This is a genomic window from Rhizobium sp. BK313, assembly GCF_014193655.1.
Classification (GTDB): domain Bacteria; phylum Pseudomonadota; class Alphaproteobacteria; order Rhizobiales; family Rhizobiaceae; genus Rhizobium.
The window spans coordinates 1-19,653 of sequence record NZ_JACHZQ010000019.1 but is presented as its reverse complement, the minus strand read 5'-3'; the positions used below and the strand labels follow the sequence as shown (position 1 = coordinate 19,653).

Here is a 19,653-nt window from a genome sequence, read left to right as displayed (position 1 = left end):
GTTCGCGGCCATGAAAATCTCTCCTGATTGCCAAGCGCCTAAAAACAGCGCCGCACAACCCAGCAAGACCAGCTATCTTCGATAGCGTCCAATACCAATATTGAAGGCGATCAGTAGCTTTTATGAATGGGTTGGCGGTTTGCGGGCACAGGGCCGCCTTGCTGTCTCCAGCTTCGACGGGTTGCCGTTGTTTTTGGCGCCATTTCGCCCAAAGCGTGTGCCGGTCGGCGTCCTCAATCATACCGGCGCGATGATAGGCGTGGAAATCACTGCAAGAGCTGATGCTGCGCGGCCAGCTCCTTGCAGAGGTCGACGATCGCTTCAAGGTTCGGGCCGAACTGCGCGATCTGATAGCAGAGCCATACCTTGTGCGCATCGATCGGGGGCGAGGTGAGAAGCTTGACGGCGCGACCCTTTTCGATGTCGCTGGCAACCGCGCGCAGCGACAATAGGCCTATGGCAAAGCCGCCCATCACCATCTGCATGGTCACCGACATGTTGTTGCAGGTGCTGACGCGATCGGGAGCGAGGCCGGCCGTCGCAAACCATGCCGTCATCGCCGCGTAAGACCGCGCCGTCTGTGGCCCGACAATCATGTGGCGATCGACGAGATCCGATGGCGTGAGAATGCCGGGTTGCACGTCCATTTGCGGACCGGCGATCCAGGCCAATTCATTCTGCCCCATGGGGATCTGCCGGACGTGGGCGGCAATGTCTGGATCAGGGACGATGGCGAGATCCAGCCTGTGTTCGTTCAGGAGATTGCTGAGAACACCGGTGTCGCCGACGACAACTGATGTCCTAAGGCGGGGATAACCTACCTCCAGCCGCTTCATCAGATCCGTCAGGCAGATCAGCGCGAAGCTTTCCGTGACGCCGAGACGCAGCATGCCGAGCAGCGGGTCCCTCGACTTGAACCGCTGCACGACGTCGTCGGCGGTGCCGAGCAGCCGGTCGGCATAGTCGATCAGCGTCTGCCCATCCGATGTCAGCATCACCCGCGGCCCGTTGCGCGTGAAGAGCTGTGCCCCGAGATTGGCCTCGAGATCGCGGATGCGCTGCGAGATGCTAGGCTGGGTAATGCCGATATGCCTCGCGGCCGCATGGAAGCTGCCGAGACGGGCGATGCGTTCAAAAGCGGTGATCTGCGCAAGCGTGATATGCATGATTGGTTATACCTATCGTAGTCAGTCCAAATAATCGATTTTTCACGCAACGGCGCCGCTGCTAGATTGGGATCTGAAGCGGACTGCTGCGTCTACGCGGCTGATCCATTGCCGCGCCGGTTACCGCGGCACGCCGTCCTTGAGGAAATATCCAATGGAAAAAGAAGTGCTTGTCCCGACGCTCTACGGTCTTCAGAACGCCTTTGTCGCATGCCCGGATGGGGCCGGGCCATACCCCGCCATCATCCTCTACATGGATGCGCCCGGCATTCGCGAGGAGCTGCGCGACCAGGCCCGGCGGATTGCCAAGGCCGGCTACTATTGCATGCTGCCGGATCTTTACTACCGCATTGGGATGGTGCGTTTCGATGTCGCGCGGCGCAATTCGCCGATGTCGGCCGTCATCAGCGCCGCCCTTCGCAGCATCACCAATACCGATGTCGTCGAAGACACGCGCGGCATGATTGCCTTTCTCGACGCGCAGCCACAGGTCAAGGCTGGACCGCTCGGCTGCGTCGGACATTGCATGAGCGGCCCCTTCGTCACGGCGGTCGCCGCCGCCTTCCCGAGGATGAGGGCGACGGCCTCGCTCTACGGCATCGGCGTCGTCACCGACAAGCCGGATTCTTCGCATCTGCAGGTCGACAAGATCGAGGGCGAGATCTATTTCGGTTTTGCGGAAATCGACCCGGGCGTTCCCGAGAATGTCGTTCCGGATCTGCGTGCGGCGCTCGACAATGCCGGAACGACCTACACGCTGGAAACGCTGGCGGGCGCGCATCACGGCTTCTGCTTTGCCGCCCGGCCGAGCTATGACCCGATTGCCTCCGAAAAGGTCTGGGACACGCTGTTCGACCTGTGGGACCGCAACCTGAAATAGGTTTATCGGCAGGCTGGCGTTTGCGCCAGCCTGCGCCGGATATCGAAGCCAGCCATGCGCGGACTTAAATTCTACGCCGCGAATGAAGAGCCACATTTCTCTGGTCCCTTGAATTCGGGGCCGCGATCGCGATGTCACCCGGACAAGCATGGTCGCGGCCATTTCCGCGACCATGCGTGACGGAAGCCACCCTTACGTTTCGACCCGCAATTCCCAATCCTGGTCGCCTTGCTTTCCCGATTTCGAAGTTCATCCGGCGCCGCTTATCGCAGGACGCCGGACTTTTGCTACATCTGCGGCTTCATCGGACGGATCGGCGCTCCCGCCAGGAACGCCAGGACATTTTCGATCCCCTGCGTGTGGAAGACGCGGAAGTTTTCGGCAACGCAATAGCCGAGATGGGGAGTGAGCACGGTGTTGGGCGCGTTGCGCAGGGGATGATCGAGCGGAAGCGGCTCCAGCTCGTAAACGTCGAGTGCTGCAAAAATCGCGCCGCGGGTGACGGCGTCCATGAGCGCGTCCTGATCGACAAGCGGCGCCCGCGAGGTATTGATGAGCACCGCCCCAGGCTTCATCCGTGCCAGATCCTCCTTGCCGAGAATGCCGATCGTCGTCGGCGCCAGTACGACATGGACGCTGACGAAATCCGCCTGCGCCAGAAGCTCCGCCTTGGGAACGAACTCGACGCCGGCCTCCTTGGCCCGCTCGACCGTCAGGTTCGGGCTCCACGCCAGCACCTTCATTCCAAGCGCCTTGCCATAGCCGGCCATCCGGCTGCCGAGATTGCCCAAACCAATCAGTCCGAGCGTCCTGCCGCTGAGCACGGTACCCATGGGGACGCCGTTCTGGAAACGGCCGGCGCGGATCGCCGCATCGGCCGCGGGCAGGTGGCGGGCGGCGGAAAGCATGAGCCCAAGGGCAAGTTCGGCCGTCGCCTCGCCACCATTGCCGGATTCTGTGCAGGAAACCACGACGCCCCTTGCCTGCAGGGCGGCAAGATCCACCGAACGGTTGCGTCCGCCGGTGACGTTCAGCATCCGCAGTTTCGGCAGCTTCGCCGCCAGGCTTGCCGGAAATCGCGTACGCTCCCGCATCGACATCAGGATATCGAAATCCTTGAGACGATCGGCGATTTCGTCTTCGCTCGAAAGCGAGTTCTCGAAAAACGTCACATCCGCCTTGGCGGTCAATGCACTCCAATCGGCGCTGGCGGCAGCCACGCCCTGCCAATCATCCAGTACAGCAACTTTTGTCATCGGTTCGTCCTCCATTTGTCCTTAGCAACAGCCCCCCGGCGTATGCTCGATAAAGAAATCACGGGCGCGGGCAATCGCCGCGTCCCGGTAGTCCGGGCCCTTCCAGGGGTCGACGACCTCGGCGCCTGTGAGGCGAGCGATGTCGGCCGATACGGTGACGGGGTGCATGGTATCGTTGCCCGGCATGAGCAGTGTCGGAACGCCGCAGCGTTCGGTGAAGTCGCGCGTGGTGCTGAAGACATAGTCGCCGCCAAACATGCGCGGCGCGACCTGGCTCAAAAATCTCGGATCGACATCGGGACGATTGGCAATGCCGGCCGACCAGCTGCCGATCTCGCGGTCGACGACAGGGCGGTTGACGTCGGAAAGGCCGATCGGATTCTGCAGCACCATGGCGCTGGTCGTCCCCGGTGCTTTCTCTTCGAGCGAAAGCGCGAAGGAGACGCCGATGCAGGCGCCCATGACATGGCATCGCTCGACGCCCAGATGTCGAAGCAGAGCGATGTGGTCGCGGGTGTAGCTGTCCCAATCATAGTCGGCGTCGATAGTACCGCGTGAACGTCCGGCATTTCTGACGTCGAAGGCGATGACCTTGAAATGCTGAGAAAAGACCGGCACCGGATCGCACCAATCCTGCACCACGCCAGGTTTCGATGGGTTGATCTGCCATCGCTCGATCCTCGAGCTCAAAAAACCGGGGGCAAACAGCAGGACCGGGTAACCGCTACCGCTGACCTCATAATATATTTGGGCATCGTCCAAGCGCAGCAGCGGCATTTCGGTCCTCCGGTCGGTTTTGTTCGACAAATTGGCGACGTTCTCTCCATCGAGACAACGGAATGCGTAGGCAAAGTCTATCGACCGAGACGAACGCTCTAGACCTTCGAATCTCGCTTCACCCGTTCACGCGGGGGTTTTTCATGGCTCGCGATAAGGCGAACCGGACGTCAGATCGGCGGTAGCGCCGATGCGGATAGGCTGGCCATTTCTCCTTTGGTTGCCTCGGTGATGGGGAAATGGCAGGCGACGCTGCGGTTGGGGCCATGCGGGAGCAGCTCGGGCTTGACCTTCGCGCAGATGTCCTTGGCGTAGGCGCAGCGGGTGCGGAAGCGACAGCCGGAAGGTGGGGCGAGCGGCGAAGGCGGCTCGCCCAGCAATCGGATGCGCGGCCGTTCGATCGGATCGTCGGGATGCGGCGGGATCGCCGACAGCAGTGCCGCGGTATAAGGATGGGCCGGCCGTTCGAAGATGTCGACGGTATCGCCGATTTCGCAGAATCGGCCGAGATACATGGTGGCTAGTCGGTTGGCGAGAACGCGCACCACGGAAAGGTCGTGGGCGATCAGCAGGTAGGTCAGGTTGAGATCGCGCTTCAGCTCGAACAGCAGCCGAATGATCTGCGCCTGCACGGAGACATCGAGTGCTGTCACCGGCTCGTCGCAGATCACCAGGTCCGGGGAGGAAATCAGGGCGCGGGCGATGGCAATGCGCTGAGCCTGGCCGCCCGAGGTCTCGCGCGGCAGGCGTGCGCCGAATTCAATGGCCGAAAGTCCCACCCGGCTGAGAATTTCCGCGACGTGCCGGCGTTTCTGTTCGGCCGACAGGCCTGTGCGGGCGCCGAGCGGTTCGGCAACCAGGCTCGCCACCGTCCATTTCGGATCGAGCGCACCGAGCGGATCCTGGAACACCATCTGCACCATCTCGCCATGTCGTTTGCGCGAGACCGCGCGTGTGCCTGTCAGATCGTTGCCGGCAATGCTGATGCGCCCGGATTTGGGGCCGGCAGCATCGACGATTACCCTGGCCAGCGTGGATTTACCCGATCCGGTCTCGCCGACGATTGCCAGCGTCTCACCGCGGCCGATCTCGAAGGAGACGTGATCGACCGCCGAAACCAGTCCGCGCCCGAACAGTCCGCGCCGCACCGGAAACTCCTGCACGACATCGTCGCAGACCAACAGCGGCTCCGACTTGCTGGAGGCTGGACTTGGTCTGGTATCGCTGACGACGGTAGCGCGCCGTTTGGCGGTCTCCGTCGACGGCCCGGGAAAGAAACAAAGCGCCTCATGCTTGCCGCTGAGGCCGACAAGCGGTGGTCTCTCCTGGCGGCATATATCCTGGGCGCGCGGACAGATGGGCGCATAGGCGCATCCGACCCATTTCGAGCGCAGGCGATAGGGCAGCGTCGGCATCGGCTCGGGCACCTCGCCGGTGAAGCCCGGCATTGCCCGCAGCAAGGCCTGGGTATAAGGCATGGCGGCGGTGTGAAACAGCCCGTTTGACGGCAGGCGCTCCACCAGCCTGCCCTGGTACATCACCATGACATCGTCGACGCGCGACGCCGCCAGCGATAGATCGTGGGTGATCAGCACCATAGCGACGCCGAGCTCTTTGCGCAGGTTTTGCAGCAGATCCATGATCAGCGCCTGGGTCGTCACGTCCAGCCCCGAAGTCGGCTCGTCGCAGAAGATGATTTTCGGCGCACAGGCGATCGCAACGGCAATGACGACGCGCTGGCGCATGCCCCCGGAGAGCTGATGTGGAAAGGCGTGGAAGCGCTCTTCCGGATCGGCGATGCCCACGGCCCGCAGCAGTCCGAGCGCACGGGCCTCGGCCTCTTTTCTGGTGTAGCGTGGCTGGCGGCCTTTGACCCTGTACATGGCCTCGGCGATCTGCGCGCCGATGTGCATCGAGGGATTGAGCGCGCGGGTCGGATCCTGGAAGACCAGGGAGGCGACATTGGTGATATACTTCCGCCGCCGGCTGCGCGGCATGGTCACCAGCTCCTTGCCGTCGAGCCTGATCGAGCCTTCGATGACAAACCTGCGGTCGTCAAGCAGATCGAGGACGGCGCGGGTACTGACCGACTTGCCGGCGCCGGATTCGCCGACGATGGCGATCGCCTCGCCGTGCTCAACCCTGTAGCTCACATTGTCGAGGATGGTGACATCGCCCGGAATGCGCTTGAGGCGTACCGTCAGGTTGTTGATCTCGAGGATCGGGCCGCGATTTGCGGTGGCTGCCGGCAACGGCGCGAGATCGCGCAGGGTGGTGGGCGTGTGTAGTGTCATCTGTCAAGTGCCATTCGCCGGCGGAAACCGTCGGACAGGAGAGTGATGGCGAGCACTGTGATAAACAGCGCAGCCGCCGGGATGTAGATCAGCATCGGGTCCCGCGACAGGTAAGGCTGGGCGTCGGCAATCAGGTTGCCCCAGCTCGGATCAGGGATACGGATGCCGAGGCCGAGATAGCTGAGGCCGGCCTCGACGACCATGGCGTTGCCGATGTTGAATACCGCCAGTGAAATCAACGGCGGGATGATGTTGGGAATCACATGGACGAAGACGATCTTGACCTCGGACATGCCGCAGGAACGCGCGGCAACGATATAGTCGAAATTGCGCACGCGGATCGTCTGGCCGCGGGCCAAGCGGCCAAAGCCGGAGACCGTGAACAAGGCGATGGCGATCATCGTATGGAAGACCGAAGGGCCGAGATAGGAGGCGATCGCAAGCGCGATGATCAGCGAGGGAAAGGCATAGAGTGCGTCGAAGATGCGCATGATTGCGGCCTCGAACACGCCGCCGAACACGCCGGCGATGGCGCCGAGCGTCATGCCGACAACGAACCCCATGCCCGTTGCGACGATGCCGACCAGGATCGACACCTGGCCACCGTAAAGTAGGCGCGAGAGCAGGTCGTTGCCGAGATTGTTGGTGCCGAGCGGATGGCCGGGCGAGCCGATCGGCAAAAGCCCTTGGCGCAGGCTGCCGATATTGGGATCGGGCAGGCCGAGCACGATCGGCCCGAAAAAGCAGCCGAGGATGATGAAGAGGAGAATGGCCGCCGGCATGGCGACGCCGGGGTCGCGTAGCGTCCGCAATGTCCGCAGCAGTTTCTTTCGCCAGATGACCCGCGCGCCGGTCGCGACCCATTCGAGATCGGCCTCCGACAGAGTCACGCGGGCCGGCGCCGGCTTTGCTGCCGGGGCCCGCTTAGCTTTAATGGCGGAGAGGTCAGCGGTTGAGGGCATCACGAACACGCGGATCGAGCATGGCATAGGCTAGATCCGCTCCCAGATTGGACAGGACGACAATGACCGCCACAATCGTGACGCAACCGACGACGACGGGAGAGTCATGCAATTGAATACCCTGGAACAACAAGGTTCCGAGACCGGGTATGGCGAAGATGTTTTCGAGAATGACTGCGCCTGATACCAGCGGGCCCAGGCCTGCCGCGACGACCGTGATGAGGCCGAAGGCCGAATTACGGGCGACATGCCGCCAGACGAGGCCAAAGCCGGTCACGCCCTTCATGCGGGCGAGTGTTACGTACTCTTCTGACTCCAACTGCTCCTGCAGTTCGGCACGGAAGATGCGCATGATGCTTGGGAAGATCGTCAGGCCAAGAACGATCGACGGTACGATGATCGCGCGGATATTGGCGCCCCAGCCGGCATCGCCCGGGTCAGCCCAACCGATGGTGGGGATCAGGTGCAGTTGTACGCCGAAGATCGTGGTGACGATCAGCGCCAGGATGAAATTGGGAAGCGACGTGCAAACGAGCGCCAGCGCCGTACCGGCGCGGTCGATCCAGGGATTGCGGCTGACGACCGCGCCGATGGCGAGCGCCGACCCCAATATGATGGCAGCGAACATCGCGCCGATGACCAGCTCGACAGTCGGCAGCGCATCCTGCAGCATCGATTCCATCACCGACACATGCGTGGCCAGCGAGCTGCCAAAATCGAGGTGGATCGCATGCCATAGCCAGATCACGTAACGCACGGGAATGGGCTGATCGAGGGCGAGTTCCTTGGTGAGTTCGGCCGCGGCCTCCGGCGTATATTGATCTCCGAGAATGACCGAGATGACGTCGCCGGGCAGCAGGTTCACCATTACAAAGGCAATGATCGTCACAATGAGGATGACCACGATCATCTGTGGGATGCGGATGGCTGTCATGCGCAGCATGGCAATCTCCATTCACCACGCATCATCGTCCCGGAACAGTCTTCCGGCTCGGCAGCACCCGATCGGCCCAGGGATGGAAATCTTGTCGCGCCTTTAGAGCGCCATGCCGTGATTTTCAAAGCTGCCTCCCAATCTCACCGCTACTGGGCCAGCTTTCGTCGATAGCGTCCAATACCATGTCAGGTAGCGTTCGATAGCTTTTCGAAATCGATCGCATGTCGAACGCCACCGTCGTTCGATTTCGGAAAGCTATCGATGGGAGCGCATGTTGGTATTGGACGGTATCGATGAAATCACGGATGACGTCTGTGGATGGAGAATGCCGGCTCGTTGTGCCGCCGACCTGGAGGATTGTATGAACGACAGCGAAAGCCTGGAGTTTGCCGAACCGTATCTGCAGATGACCTGCATCGATCCGGCTGATGATACCGACCCGGCGGTACTGGCCGAGTTCAGCCGGTATTACACCGAGGTTCACACGCCGGATGTCGTGCGCAACAATCCCGGCATCCGGCGCGCCTATCGCTATGAGCTTTCCGTGCCCGATACGAATGGCGGCTTTGGTCCGAAATGGCTGTCACTCTACGAATGGGCAAGCCGTCACGGCGCGCAGGTTTTCGTCGTACGCGCCGAGGATCCTGCCGGCAGCTGGCGGCCCGACTATCTGCCCGAACCGCCTATCTGGATGGGCGTCGGCCGCGGACCCCGGCAATGGGGACGGTTGATGTGCAACAAGCTCGGCGAATCCGGGCCTTCCGACGGCCCGCCGGTTGCTATCGTGCTGGAGGGCATCGATCCGCCAGCCGATGCAAGCAAAGCCGATCAGGCAGCCTTCCGTGCGTTCTATGGCAGCGAGAGTAGCCTCGATGCCGGCAACGATCTTAGCTACGTGCGCGTGATTAAATATGAATTCGAAGAGCTGGGCACGAAGCCAGGCGAGGCGACGGATCGGCCGCGCTACCTCAGTATCTACGAAGCCGGCGCCGAGACGGCGGCGGCATTTGCACGGGGCGCTGTCGCTCCCAAGGAGCAGGAATCAGCGCCGCGTGTCTGGCGGCATCGCCAAATCGTTTGGCGACACCTTTATCGCCGTATCTCCACCTGCATCTATCCCAGCGCCCGCTACACGGCGCGGATGCTTTAAGCGAATTGCCGAAGGGAAGGAGCCGCACACATGCATTATACCAATCTCGGCAGGACAGGTCTCAAGGTTTCGCGTTTCGTCATCGGCGGCGCCCATTTCGGCCAGACGCTGAGCCAGCAGGAGCTCGACGCCATCGTTCATGCCGGCTGGGATGCCGGCGTGACAACCTTCTACACCGGCGACGATTATAATGTCGGCGAAGGCGAGCGGATGTTGGGCGAGGCGATCAAGTCGCGTCGCGACGATCTCGTGCTGATGGTCAAGGCCGGATATCGGGTGGGCGCCTATGGCAATTATTCCCGCCAGGGCAAGCCCATCGATATCAAGGAGGATTATGTCGCCCAGCGGACGGGCAATCTCGACGATTACAAGCTTTGGCATGCGGGGGTGGCGCCCACCGCGCGCGGGCTCAACCGCAAGCACATGATCCAGGCGCTGGACGGCAGTCTGAAGCGGCTGCAGACCGACTATATCGATGTCTACATGGCGCATTTCTTCGACCAGACGACGCCACTCGAAGAAACCATGGACGTGCTCGATGGCTTCGTGCGCGCCGGCAAGGTTCGGTATCTCGGCTGTGCCCAGTTCAACGCGTGGCAGTTCGTCCGCTCGCTATGGATCTCCGACAAGCGGGCCTTGCAGCGCTTCGAGGCATTGCAGCTCAATTTCAGCATGCTCGACCGCGGCGTCCAGGGCGAAGTGCTGCCGGCGCTACGCGACACCGGCGCCAGCTTCTTTGCAGCGATTACCGATGCCGGCGGCATGCTCACCGGTCACTATGACCGCAACAGCGAGCGTCCAAGTGGCGAAGGCGCGCGCCAGCGTTACATCGACCCGTTCTGGAACGACGAGGCGTTTGCGGCGATGGAAAAGATCCGCGCCTGCGCCAAAGAGCTCGGACGCGCGCCGCTCGAACTAGCCCAGGCGTGGGCGCTCGCGCAAAAGCCGGTGGCGTCGTTGTGGATCGGACCGCACGCGCCGGAAGAGATTGCCACGCAGACAAAAGTGACTGAGCACCCGCTGACCGCAGACGAACTTACGGTCGTCAACAACGTACTGGCGAGCATTCCAGCCAGCGTGCGTCGCTAGCAAGGGCCATCAACTGGTGCGCCGCTGGCGCCGGCAGAAATTCCTGGTTCGCAAGTCGGGTGGGGAGCGAACAATGACGATCAAAACGGAGGAGGGACGAGAATGCGCACGCATTTGAATGAAGGCGCAGGCCAAAGGCTCCGTCGTGCCGCGATCGCGATGGGGATGCTTGCGGCGATGGCGGCCTGGGGAGGCGCTTCGATCGCAAAGGGTGACGACGCGCCGAAAATGGGTGGCACCGTCATCATTCCCGGCGTCAACGGCACGCCCTGGCCCAATCTGTCCTGGCTCGAGCCGGGCTATCATGTCGGCAATCTGAATATCTCCTCGCTGATCCAGGGGAGCCTGTTCCTGTCTCCGGAAAAAATCGGCGGTCCGGTCATCCCGGATCTTGCGACAGGCTATCAGTACAACAGCGATAACACTGTCCTGACCATCAAGCTGCGCGAAGGCGTCAAGTTCACCGACGGTACGCCGTTCAACGCTGATGCGATCCTCTGGCTGTGGTCGCCCGATTTTGACATGAACCCGTCCTCCAAGGCGGCGATTTACCTGACCGGGGTCAAGGCGGTGAAAAAGATCGACGACCTGACCGTCGAGGTCGATTTCAAGGCGCCGAACACCACCTTCGTCGCAGCCCTCGCCTCACAGGCCGTCGGCCTCGTCGCGTCGCCCACTGCTTTCAAGAGGCTTGGCCGCAATCAGTTCGACCTCTTCCCGGTGGGTGCTGGCGCTTATACCGTCCAGACGCATATCCCCAACCAGTCGATCATCCTGAAGAAGAACCCCGACTATTGGGACGCAGGCCACGTCTATCTCGACAGCATCAAGGAGGTGCTGACCGGCACCGACGCGACGGCCAATTATCAGAAGCTTGTCAGCGGGCAGGTTGACCTTTTGCCGGGCATCGGTGTTTTCGCCTTCGACCCGGAAATCATCCAGCAAGCACTCGCCAACCCCAATCTCGCAAGCTCGCAAGGGATAGGCGCCAGCTTCGCATTCGTGGATTTCACCAACGCGCCGCCATTCAACAACAAGCTGGCGCGCGAAGCTTTGGCCTATTGCATGGACCGCCAACCCATTGCCGAACAGACGCTCGGTGGTTTTGCCGAACCAGCCTATGTCTGGGGTGGCCCTGCGAATGGCATGGATCTTTATCCAAAGGATGCCACAGGCAAGCAGACCGTCGCCGCTGCCCAGGCGCTCAATCCCTATCCCTACGATCGGGACAAGGCGAAAGCCATCGTCAAGCAACTTGGCGGTTTGAAGTTCAAGCTGACGAGCGACATCAGCAAGAACATCACCGTCGCCTTGCAGCAGGAATGGGCCGAATGCGGCATCGATGCCGAAATCTACCTGCCGCCGCCGGCGCAATATACGGCGATCCTGCAGAACGGCACCTACCAGGCCTACCTCGTGAATACTGGGGGCGTGCCCGATCCAAGGCTGTTTGCGAAGTACATCACGCCGCAGCAGCCGCTTGATCAGCAACACGAAGTCGATGATCCGGTGATCACGAACGCTTTCAATAAGTCGCTCGGCGATTCCGGCGAAGCCCTGCAGCAGGATTGGAATACGATTTTCAAGCAGTTGGCGAGTGACGCCTATGTGCTGCCCGTGATCGCCGCGCCGGGATACAACGTCTACACGCCCTGCCTGCATGGCATCTCCTATTTCGGCAATACGGTGACATTCCTCCATGCCTGGAAAAGTTGCTGACGACGGTACGTTGACGTTTCTGCCGAGACAGGATCATGAGATTCCGTCTCGGTGCTTTGTCCTCAGGAGAGACCATGGAAAATCTGTTCTCGGGCTCCGGCATGCGATGGAGCGGCACCAACCTCGTCGGCGCGACGGACGAACAGCGCAAGGCCTATCGCTGTTATCTCGACGATGTCGAACTGTCGGCGCTCTCCGGTTCTCCCGGCGCCACAGTCTCCCATCGATTGGAAAAAATGGCGCAGTCTCCTCGTCGTTCCTTCGGTCCGGATTTTCTGTCGGTCTTCGAGTTCGCCGCCACCTCGGACACCAGTTCGCTCACGCCCGGTGGAAACCAGCCGTGGAGCGATGTCTTCGAGGCGATGTGGAGCATGACGTGGCGGAAGATATCGGACACCGGTCAGGTCGAGGCCAAGCCCGACCGTGTGCGGTTGCTTGCTCTCAGCCCGCCGCTCGACGCCACTGAGGCCGAAATTGCCGACTGGAACCGCTTCTATACCAAAGTGCATGTCGGCGAGGCCATGCAGCGGCGGCGCTGGACGCGCGCAACCCGCTGGACTCTGGAACATGCCGATCTGCATCCGGCGCCCGGATGCCCTCGTTACTTCGTGCTTTATGAAGCGGTCGGTTTCAAGGATGCGACCGATGAGGAAGTCGCGGCCTGGGGGCCCTGGACCGAAGGCCCGCCGATATGGAAGCGCCATGTTGGTGCGTGGACGCTGGACTACCGGGTAATCAAGCCGTCTTCGTGACACCGCAGGCATGCGTTTTCCAATAGGAAAGGGGCGAACAATGTCACCCCTTTTTGCATCATGGCCTGCTCGCGGTCGGAGGCTCCGAGGGAACCGGGTAATCGGCGCTATTGGTCACCATTCCCTTACGCGTCGAATAGTCCCATCGCACCGGCGAGAAGAAGTCCAGGACACCGCCGGGCGTGCCGTTGGAGACCACCTGGATGGTATGGATATCCGGTGGCTTGGCGACGGCGATCCCGGGCGTGGAAATGACGACATGCTCGTCCGGCATCCATTTCGTGCCATCGCGTCCCCAGGGGCGTCGCATATGATAGACGTGCGTGCCGGAGTGGACGAGGGATATCTGCTCGAAATCGTCATGGAAATGCGGGCTCAGATCCGTGTCCGGCTTGGCATGCGAGAAGGCGGGGAAGCCGTAGCCGAAATTCGTCATGGCCGTGCGATGGACATAACATTGCGGCTTGCCGGCAGGCAGATCGAAGAGATTATAGACGCGAATGCGGTAGCCACCGACCGGTTCCGGCCATGTTACCACGGGTGTTACATGAGCAAGCGGCGTGTCATATTCGCTTTTGTTCGGGCAGCGGTCGATGAGGTCAGAGGATAGGCTGGTGAAACCAAGCCAGACATGGCCTTCTTCCAGCAGCTCGATGCTGCTGTCTCCCGGCGGGACGATGACGATAGACCCGGCCGGGACATCCACGGAAGCGTCGCCCGCCGTGACGCGGGCTCGATGAAACAGCGGCCAAACGAAATATTCGTCGGGATTCTCTTGGCGGCGAAACTTCGCCCCCGGCATCCCCGCCATATACACAGCGATCATATTCTGTGTGCGATGAAACCAGAACTGGCCACCATCATGGGATTCGTCAGGCGGATCCTCGTACAGGCGGCGGTAGGTCCCGATCAGGCCCTTCGTATATGGCATTGTCTCTCACTCCCATTTCATCGGAATAGTCCCCAGTCGAACGGCAGGGCTCTTCGCCGAACCTCCGCCGATCTTCCGAGAAAATCATTCGCGATCGATACCGTCCAATACCAATATCAGCGGCCATCGATATCTTCCCCAAAAGGATCGCGATTTTCCGCAGAGCGGCAATTCTATCCCAATCCATGTGCAAATCCCGGCCCGGTATGTCATCGACATGGCATCCAGGCCCGACGGGAGGATTAGGGCAGGGTGGATTCGGGTCATTTTGAAAAAGTATCGACGACCGCTGATATTGGTATTGGACGATATCGAACGTAGCTGTCCTTCTTTTTCTTCTGGGGAATAGACGGCAAAGGATGGCGCCGCATCGGCCGGAGGAGATCGCGCTCCAATGCGCGAGCGGCAGTTGCGGAGCAATTCGCGTAGCCGGCACTGCCCTGAATGTATTTCAGGAAAAACAACGAATTACAAAAGCTCGAGGGGAGGTCGGGATGGTTCAATTCTTACGCAATCACAGGCGCTATTTCATATACCTTTCGCTGCTCGTGTTTCTCGGCATCTACAATCTCGACAGGCTGACGATTTCCATCGCCGGCAGCACGATTGCCAAGGAGATGAACCTTGGGCCTGTGGCGATGGGGTATCTGTTCTCGTCCATTCTCTGGCTCTACGCCGTTTGCCTGCTTCCCTCGGGTTCCGCGGCGGACCGGTTTGGGCCGCGAGTCACCGCCGCTGTCGCGGCCGCGTTCTGGTCGCTGTTTCAAGGTCTAAGCGGCTTTGCCACCTCTGCAACGACCTTGTTGATCACCCGGCTGGGCAACGGCGGTTTCGAAGCCGCGGCCAATCCGGCCGCCCATGCCACCATCCGCGCGTGGACGCCCAGGCGCGAGCGTGGCCTTGCCACGGCGATCTGGTTCTTCGGATCGGTCGGCGTGCCGGGATTGGGCGCGCCCATCCTCGCATGGATCGTTACCAACTGGGGTTGGCGCGCCTCCTTCATCGCGACCGGTATCCTCGGCTTTATCTGGGTTGCGCTGTGGTGGGCCTTCTACGAGCCGCCGGAAAAGGCGAAATGGCTGGAACCAGCCGAACGCGACTTGATCCTGCGCGAGCGGGATTTCGGAACCGTGGCCGTCGATACCGGGCCTGGGCTCGGCTACAAGGGCCTCTTCGCCGCCCCGACGATGTGGGGCCTGGCGCTGACGCAGTCCTGCGTGAACTACACCTCCTATTTCTTTTCGGCCTGGCTGCCGACGCTGCTGCAGCAGAATTACAACCTGACTGTCCTGCAGACCGGCTCCTATACGGCGATCGCCTATATCGTCAGCGCCACCACGAGCCTCCTGCTGAGCTACATCTGCGACCGCCTGCTCTCTACCGACGCGCTGCGGGCGGGCAAACGACGCTATGCCGTCGGCATCGCCAATATCATCGCGGCCTGCGTGATCCTTGTGCCCTTTGCCGGGTCATTGCCCATGGCGATGGTTCTTTTGACGGTTGCCCATAGCGGCAATACATTTGCCCAATCGATGAATTTCGCGCTCGTCAACGATCGCCTGAAATCGTCTGGTGATGTCGGGCGGGCTTTCGCGATCTTCACGCTTGGCGGCGTCAGCGCCGGTATGCTGGCGCCGATCGTCACGGGTTATCTTGTCCAGGCGACCGGCACCTTCGACAGCGCCATGGCCCTGACAGGCTGCATCGCTCTCATCGGCACATTGCTGACGTTGTTCATGACCCGTAAGCCGATCGGCGAGCCCGTGTTGGAGAAAAGCCCGGTATTGCATCCGGCTCAATGATGTTGGAGACGACGATGATTCAATTCCGCCTTTGCAATCCGACCGAAATCGTCTTCGGTGCGGGGCAGATATCCACTTTGTCGCAGTTGGTTTCGCCCGGCACCAGGGTGCTGCTGCTCTATGGCGGCGGCAGCATTAAACGCAACGGAATCTATGATAAAGCCATGGCCGCCCTGCGCGATTGCGAGGTTACCGAATTTGCCGGCATCGAAGTGAACCCCGTCTATGAGACGATCATGGAGGCGGCGGCCGTAGTGCGGATGAAGGGTATCGAGCTCATTCTGGGCGTCGTCGGCGGCTCTGTCGTGGATGCGGCGAAATTCCTCGCCACCGTCGCGCCGTTGAATGTCGGCGACGCCTGGGATTACATTTTGGCAAGAGGGGAGGTTTCGACTGTCCTGCCGGTCGGTGCGGTTCTCACCTTGCCGGCGACGGGATCGGAGAGCAATCCGGTATCGGTCATCTCCCATCGCGGCAGACGATTGAAACTTCCCTTTGCCGAGCAACGTGCGCGCCCGCGCTTTGCGATCCTCGATCCCGACACGATGACGAGCCTCGATATCAGACAATTGCAGAACGGGGTTGTCGACGCCTTCACGCATGTCGTCGAGCAATATCTGACGTTGCCGGTCAATGCGCCGGTTCAGTACGGCTTCAGCGACGTGCTGATGAGGACGCTGATTGAGTGGGGGCCGCGCCTGGTCGATCGCAACGACGCCGAGGCACGCGAGACGGTGATGTGGGCCGCAAATCAGGCGCTGAACGGCCTGATCGGTGCCGGCGTCCCGCAGGATTGGTCTACCCATATGATCGGCCATGCTATCACCGCAATCTACGACATCGACCATGCCCGGACGCTGTCGATGGTTATGCCGTAACTTAACTTCTGCGCTTCCGTAACGGGGCCAAGGAAGCGATGCTGCAGCGTTACGCCAAATTCGTCTGGGGTATCGATGAGGCCGATACGCACGCCGCAGGCGAAGCGGCGGTCCGGCGGACGGAGGAGTTCTTTCGGCAAATGGGGTGCCCCGTCAGGCTTTCCGACATGGCGCCGATCAAGATCGATCCGGCGGAGATCGTCGAGCATCTCGAGCGGGGCGATCAGACGGCACTGGGTGAAAGACGGGATATCGGCCTTGCCGATGTGCGGACCATATTGCAGATGGCTGCATGAGATTTGCCCTCCTGCAATGAGCAAAATCAGATAGAAAACCCCTTGAATCGGCCGGATTCAAGGGGTTTGCGTTCACCGTGCGGCAGGCTTATATGCTTGACTGCGGTACATTCAGGCCCATCGGGCTGTCCTGGGCGACGAAACGGCTCTTGAACAGCCATTCTCCATCGAGCTTTACGACATGGCAGATATAGTGGCCCGGCCGCATGCGCTCATGCTTGCCGTCCTGCGTATAGGAGGTCAGCAGATAGGCAGTCACTTTCGCACCGCCATCCTCGGGCGTTACGATGATATTGGTGATGAAATGGCGCAGCTGCGCGCCGTTGGCATGAAAATTGGCGTAGCGGCTGGCGAAGGCGCGGATCGCCTCGCTGCCGCGATGCTCGCCGGTCGAAGATCCAGTGAGTACCGCATCCTCGGTGTAGCAACCCACGACGCCTTCGACATCGCCCGAATCCATGGAGGTGGCATAGCGAATGAACAAGTCGTTGATCGCCAGCCGGTCTTCGATGGGTAGAGCTTTTGCGACCATGATAATCCTCCCCGGGGTTTTGGTCTGATCGATGTTATTCCTGTTGTGCGGCTCGCCGCCGCTCCCTAGCCGATCGCCCAGTTGAGCACCTTGGCGATGGTCTTGCCCATGATCCATTCCTTGTCTTCTTCCGTCAGGAAATCGATCGTGTGGAGCATATGGTCGACCGCCTCCTTATAGGTCGAGCGGCGGAAACGACTGGCGTCCGTGCCCCATGCCAGGCGCTGCGGCCCGAACACATCATAGGCCTTGCGGATGAAGGGCGTCTGCGACGGGTAGGGATAGGGTTCGAGCGTATTGAGCGGCAGCGCTGACAGCTTGGCGTAGACGTTCTGAAATTTCGCCAGTTCCAGTACCTTGTCCTGAAAAGCCCATGGATCGATCTGAGTGAGGTCGCCGATCGTAGTTCCGAAGTGATCCATGATGATGATCGCTTGCGGATGTCGCTCCAGCATCTTTTTGACGAGGTCGATCCGTTCTGCGGCCGCCAGCAGCATCACTGGAATTTGCAGCCGCTCGATCGCCGCCCAGAACCAGCCGAATTTTTCGAGGTCAAGCCACTCGCCGCGATGGAAGGCGCCGGCGAAGCGGACGCCGAGCATGTGCGGCTGCTCGAGCCATGTTTCCAGCCGGCCGCGGTTGGGATCGAGCAGGTCGAACCGTCCCATCACCGCAAACCTGTCCGGATATTCGGCTGCCCAGGCAAGGCAGGGACCATTGTCGTCGCCGGCCCAGCTCGGCGGCACCAGCACGGCCCGATCGACGCCTGCGCCATCCATTTGCGGGAATATGTCCTCAGGCAAATAATGAAGCTGGCCATGGGCCAGTCCGCGGGTTTCCGCCGGCCACGGATGCTCGGGCGTATCGGGAAGGAAAAGGTGGATTTGGCTGTCGATGACGAACATCGTGATCTCCAAATGTTATGGACGGCGAGAGCGCGCGCAATGACGCGCAGCGTGCCCTTGAACGGCGCGACCGTGATTGGATTTTCTAGCTATCGGACCTGTAGAGACCTTTGACGGCCTCGCGGAATTGTTCGCCGGCGTTGGAATCGCGCTCCTTGTTCCACACAAGCGACAGGATGACGGGCGGCATTTCTTCCGCGAACGGAATGACCGCAACGCCGTCGGTCGCGAAACGTCGCGCGACGCTGGGCGAAATCGCTACGCCGAAGCCCGAGGCCACGAAGCCGATCTGCGACAGAATGGTCGGCACTTCATATTCGATACGGGGGTTCAGGCCCTGCTTGGCGAAGGCTGCGATGATGTGGTCGTAATGGTATGGCGACACCTTGCGTGGCGGCAGTATCAAGGATTCGCTCGCCAGGTCGCGAAGGGACAGGGTCTTCTTCTTGGCGAGGCGATGATCGGCGGGAACGATCGCCGAGAACTGTTCCCTGAGGATCGGCTGGATGCCGAGAGAGGGATCGGAGACGTTGCGCCAGACTAGTCCGATATCGAGCCGGCCTTCCACCACTTCGTCGGTGATGTCCATCGTATGCCCTTCCTTGAGCACGAGATGGACCTTGGGGTGGAGGCCGCGGAAATGCCGCATGATCTTCGGCAGGATGTCATACATGGCCGAAGGCACGCAGCCGACGAACAGTTCGCCATATTCGCCGGCACCGACGCCTTGCATGATGTGATCGACCCTCTGGACGTGGTCGAGCAGGCGGGCGGCCTGTTGATGCAGAATGCGACCAGACGCGGTCAGGAAAACTTTGCGATTGACACGCGTGAACAAGTCGACGCCGATCTCCTCTTCCAGCGCCTTGATATGAAGGCTGAGGGGAGGCTGGGATATGCCCAGGCGCTGGGCGGCGCGGCCGAAATGGAGATCCTCGGCGACGGCGACAAAATAGCGAAGCCTTGTGAGATTGAGCCTTTGGCCGGCGATCCTGTCTCGCTTCGGATCGCGCGCCGCTTCCGCCGGCAAAAGTGCCAGCGCGTCGAGGAGTGCCTCGTCGTCAAGCGCTGCGTCTTGCGGACGCGGAGGCTTCTTATTTGCCATTTTATGCGAACCCGTTCGCAAGGGACCAAGCGTCAGCAATGATGCTATGGTATCGTGCCCACTGAGGGAAGTCATTTGCTTGGCCGTCCTTACGCTTGGTCAGTTTCCGAGGGATTGCACCATCGCTGGGCTCAAGCCTTTTTCTGATGCGGGAAGTTCTGGTAGATATTCTGCACCAGATCCGGGATGCTCATGCCGGCATCCAGCCGCTTGACCCAATCG

19 protein-coding genes are annotated in these 19,653 nt (G+C 60.9%); 8 read left to right on the top strand and 11 right to left on the bottom strand.

The window, feature by feature from the left end:
- Positions 1-241 (bottom strand): hypothetical protein (locus FHT86_RS37710; RefSeq protein ID WP_208116628.1); only part of this gene is annotated, 241 nt, incomplete at its 3' end.
- Between the two features lie 25 nt (positions 242-266).
- On the bottom strand, positions 267-1,166 hold the full coding sequence (locus FHT86_RS37590) for a LysR family transcriptional regulator (protein WP_133704828.1): 900 nt from the start codon (positions 1,164-1,166) through the stop codon (positions 267-269).
- A 154-nt stretch (positions 1,167-1,320) separates the two neighbouring features.
- On the opposite strand from FHT86_RS37590, the gene FHT86_RS37585 reads away from it, so the two are divergent.
- Positions 1,321-2,046, top strand: coding sequence for a dienelactone hydrolase family protein (locus FHT86_RS37585; protein WP_133704827.1), 726 nt, complete (start codon positions 1,321-1,323; stop codon positions 2,044-2,046).
- Between the two features lie 287 nt (positions 2,047-2,333).
- Here FHT86_RS37585 and FHT86_RS37580 read toward each other — a convergent pair whose 3' ends face one another.
- The 5 genes from FHT86_RS37580 to FHT86_RS37560 all read right to left on the bottom strand — a co-directional run bounded on the left by FHT86_RS37580 (position 2,334) and on the right by FHT86_RS37560 (position 8,278).
- The gene (locus tag FHT86_RS37580; RefSeq protein ID WP_133704826.1) at positions 2,334-3,302 is read right to left on the bottom strand and encodes a D-2-hydroxyacid dehydrogenase family protein; all 969 of its coding nucleotides are present in this window, start codon (positions 3,300-3,302) and stop codon (positions 2,334-2,336) included.
- 21 nt (positions 3,303-3,323) lie between these two features.
- Complete coding sequence (locus FHT86_RS37575) at positions 3,324-4,079, bottom strand: alpha/beta fold hydrolase (RefSeq protein ID WP_133704825.1); 756 nt, start codon at positions 4,077-4,079, stop codon at positions 3,324-3,326.
- A 170-nt stretch (positions 4,080-4,249) separates the two neighbouring features.
- The gene (locus tag FHT86_RS37570) at positions 4,250-6,373 is read right to left on the bottom strand and encodes an ABC transporter ATP-binding protein (RefSeq protein ID WP_133704824.1); all 2,124 of its coding nucleotides are present in this window, start codon (positions 6,371-6,373) and stop codon (positions 4,250-4,252) included.
- Positions 6,370-7,263: an ABC transporter permease gene (locus FHT86_RS37565; protein ID WP_166656708.1), complete on the bottom strand. Its 894-nt coding sequence runs from the start codon at positions 7,261-7,263 to the stop codon at positions 6,370-6,372. Before FHT86_RS37565 ends, FHT86_RS37570 begins: the two co-directional genes overlap by 4 nt.
- Before the next feature lie 55 nt (positions 7,264-7,318).
- The gene (locus FHT86_RS37560; protein ID WP_166656707.1) at positions 7,319-8,278 is read right to left on the bottom strand and encodes an ABC transporter permease; all 960 of its coding nucleotides are present in this window, start codon (positions 8,276-8,278) and stop codon (positions 7,319-7,321) included.
- 355 nt (positions 8,279-8,633) lie between these two features.
- Here FHT86_RS37560 and FHT86_RS37555 point away from each other — a divergent pair, with 355 nt between their 5' ends.
- From FHT86_RS37555 to FHT86_RS37540, 4 genes are all read left to right on the top strand, one after another.
- On the top strand, positions 8,634-9,422 hold the full coding sequence (locus tag FHT86_RS37555) for a hypothetical protein (RefSeq protein ID WP_133704821.1): 789 nt from the start codon (positions 8,634-8,636) through the stop codon (positions 9,420-9,422).
- Between the two features lie 30 nt (positions 9,423-9,452).
- On the top strand, positions 9,453-10,511 hold the full coding sequence (locus FHT86_RS37550; RefSeq protein ID WP_133704820.1) for an aldo/keto reductase: 1,059 nt from the start codon (positions 9,453-9,455) through the stop codon (positions 10,509-10,511).
- A gap of 102 nt (positions 10,512-10,613) precedes the next feature.
- A complete protein-coding gene (locus tag FHT86_RS37545; RefSeq protein ID WP_133704819.1) occupies positions 10,614-12,230 on the top strand; it encodes an ABC transporter substrate-binding protein in 1,617 nt (538 codons plus the stop codon).
- 74 nt (positions 12,231-12,304) lie between these two features.
- A complete protein-coding gene (locus FHT86_RS37540) occupies positions 12,305-12,982 on the top strand; it encodes a hypothetical protein (RefSeq protein WP_133704818.1) in 678 nt (225 codons plus the stop codon).
- Positions 12,983-13,040: 58 nt separating this feature from the next.
- On the opposite strand, the gene FHT86_RS37535 is transcribed toward FHT86_RS37540, so the two are convergent.
- Complete coding sequence (locus FHT86_RS37535) at positions 13,041-13,913, bottom strand: hypothetical protein (protein WP_133704817.1); 873 nt, start codon at positions 13,911-13,913, stop codon at positions 13,041-13,043.
- A gap of 494 nt (positions 13,914-14,407) precedes the next feature.
- Here FHT86_RS37535 and FHT86_RS37530 point away from each other — a divergent pair, with 494 nt between their 5' ends.
- From FHT86_RS37530 to FHT86_RS37705, 3 genes are read left to right on the top strand one after another with little or no spacing between them, the layout of a single operon-like run.
- On the top strand, positions 14,408-15,715 hold the full coding sequence (locus FHT86_RS37530) for an MFS transporter (protein ID WP_166656706.1): 1,308 nt from the start codon (positions 14,408-14,410) through the stop codon (positions 15,713-15,715).
- A gap of 14 nt (positions 15,716-15,729) precedes the next feature.
- A complete protein-coding gene (locus tag FHT86_RS37525; protein WP_208116627.1) occupies positions 15,730-16,593 on the top strand; it encodes an iron-containing alcohol dehydrogenase in 864 nt (287 codons plus the stop codon).
- 38 nt (positions 16,594-16,631) lie between these two features.
- Positions 16,632-16,889: a hypothetical protein gene (locus FHT86_RS37705; RefSeq protein WP_208116626.1), complete on the top strand. Its 258-nt coding sequence runs from the start codon at positions 16,632-16,634 to the stop codon at positions 16,887-16,889.
- Positions 16,890-16,977: 88 nt separating this feature from the next.
- Here FHT86_RS37705 and FHT86_RS37520 read toward each other — a convergent pair whose 3' ends face one another.
- From FHT86_RS37520 to FHT86_RS37510, 3 genes are all read right to left on the bottom strand, one after another.
- Entirely contained in the window at positions 16,978-17,421 is a 444-nt protein-coding gene (locus tag FHT86_RS37520; protein ID WP_166656705.1) for a nuclear transport factor 2 family protein, read from the bottom strand.
- Positions 17,422-17,486: 65 nt separating this feature from the next.
- Entirely contained in the window at positions 17,487-18,326 is an 840-nt protein-coding gene (locus FHT86_RS37515; protein ID WP_133704814.1) for an amidohydrolase family protein, read from the bottom strand.
- 85 nt (positions 18,327-18,411) lie between these two features.
- Complete coding sequence (locus tag FHT86_RS37510; RefSeq protein WP_166656704.1) at positions 18,412-19,431, bottom strand: LysR family transcriptional regulator; 1,020 nt, start codon at positions 19,429-19,431, stop codon at positions 18,412-18,414.
- Positions 19,432-19,653 lie beyond the last annotated feature (222 nt).

Coding starts and splice junctions, on each gene's coding strand:
- FHT86_RS37590 (WP_133704828.1), bottom strand. CDS start 1,166: ATGCATATCACGCTTGCGCAGATCACCGCTTTTGAACGCATCGCCCGT.
- FHT86_RS37585 (WP_133704827.1), top strand. CDS start 1,321: ATGGAAAAAGAAGTGCTTGTCCCGACGCTCTACGGTCTTCAGAACGCC.
- FHT86_RS37580 (WP_133704826.1), bottom strand. CDS start 3,302: ATGACAAAAGTTGCTGTACTGGATGATTGGCAGGGCGTGGCTGCCGCC.
- FHT86_RS37575 (WP_133704825.1), bottom strand. CDS start 4,079: ATGCCGCTGCTGCGCTTGGACGATGCCCAAATATATTATGAGGTCAGC.
- FHT86_RS37570 (WP_133704824.1), bottom strand. CDS start 6,373: ATGACACTACACACGCCCACCACCCTGCGCGATCTCGCGCCGTTGCCG.
- FHT86_RS37560 (WP_166656707.1), bottom strand. CDS start 8,278: ATGCTGCGCATGACAGCCATCCGCATCCCACAGATGATCGTGGTCATC.
- FHT86_RS37555 (WP_133704821.1), top strand. CDS start 8,634: ATGAACGACAGCGAAAGCCTGGAGTTTGCCGAACCGTATCTGCAGATG.
- FHT86_RS37550 (WP_133704820.1), top strand. CDS start 9,453: ATGCATTATACCAATCTCGGCAGGACAGGTCTCAAGGTTTCGCGTTTC.
- FHT86_RS37545 (WP_133704819.1), top strand. CDS start 10,614: ATGCGCACGCATTTGAATGAAGGCGCAGGCCAAAGGCTCCGTCGTGCC.
- FHT86_RS37540 (WP_133704818.1), top strand. CDS start 12,305: ATGGAAAATCTGTTCTCGGGCTCCGGCATGCGATGGAGCGGCACCAAC.
- FHT86_RS37535 (WP_133704817.1), bottom strand. CDS start 13,913: ATGCCATATACGAAGGGCCTGATCGGGACCTACCGCCGCCTGTACGAG.
- FHT86_RS37530 (WP_166656706.1), top strand. CDS start 14,408: ATGGTTCAATTCTTACGCAATCACAGGCGCTATTTCATATACCTTTCG.
- FHT86_RS37525 (WP_208116627.1), top strand. CDS start 15,730: ATGATTCAATTCCGCCTTTGCAATCCGACCGAAATCGTCTTCGGTGCG.
- FHT86_RS37705 (WP_208116626.1), top strand. CDS start 16,632: ATGCTGCAGCGTTACGCCAAATTCGTCTGGGGTATCGATGAGGCCGAT.
- FHT86_RS37520 (WP_166656705.1), bottom strand. CDS start 17,421: ATGGTCGCAAAAGCTCTACCCATCGAAGACCGGCTGGCGATCAACGAC.
- FHT86_RS37515 (WP_133704814.1), bottom strand. CDS start 18,326: ATGTTCGTCATCGACAGCCAAATCCACCTTTTCCTTCCCGATACGCCC.
- FHT86_RS37510 (WP_166656704.1), bottom strand. CDS start 19,431: ATGGCAAATAAGAAGCCTCCGCGTCCGCAAGACGCAGCGCTTGACGAC.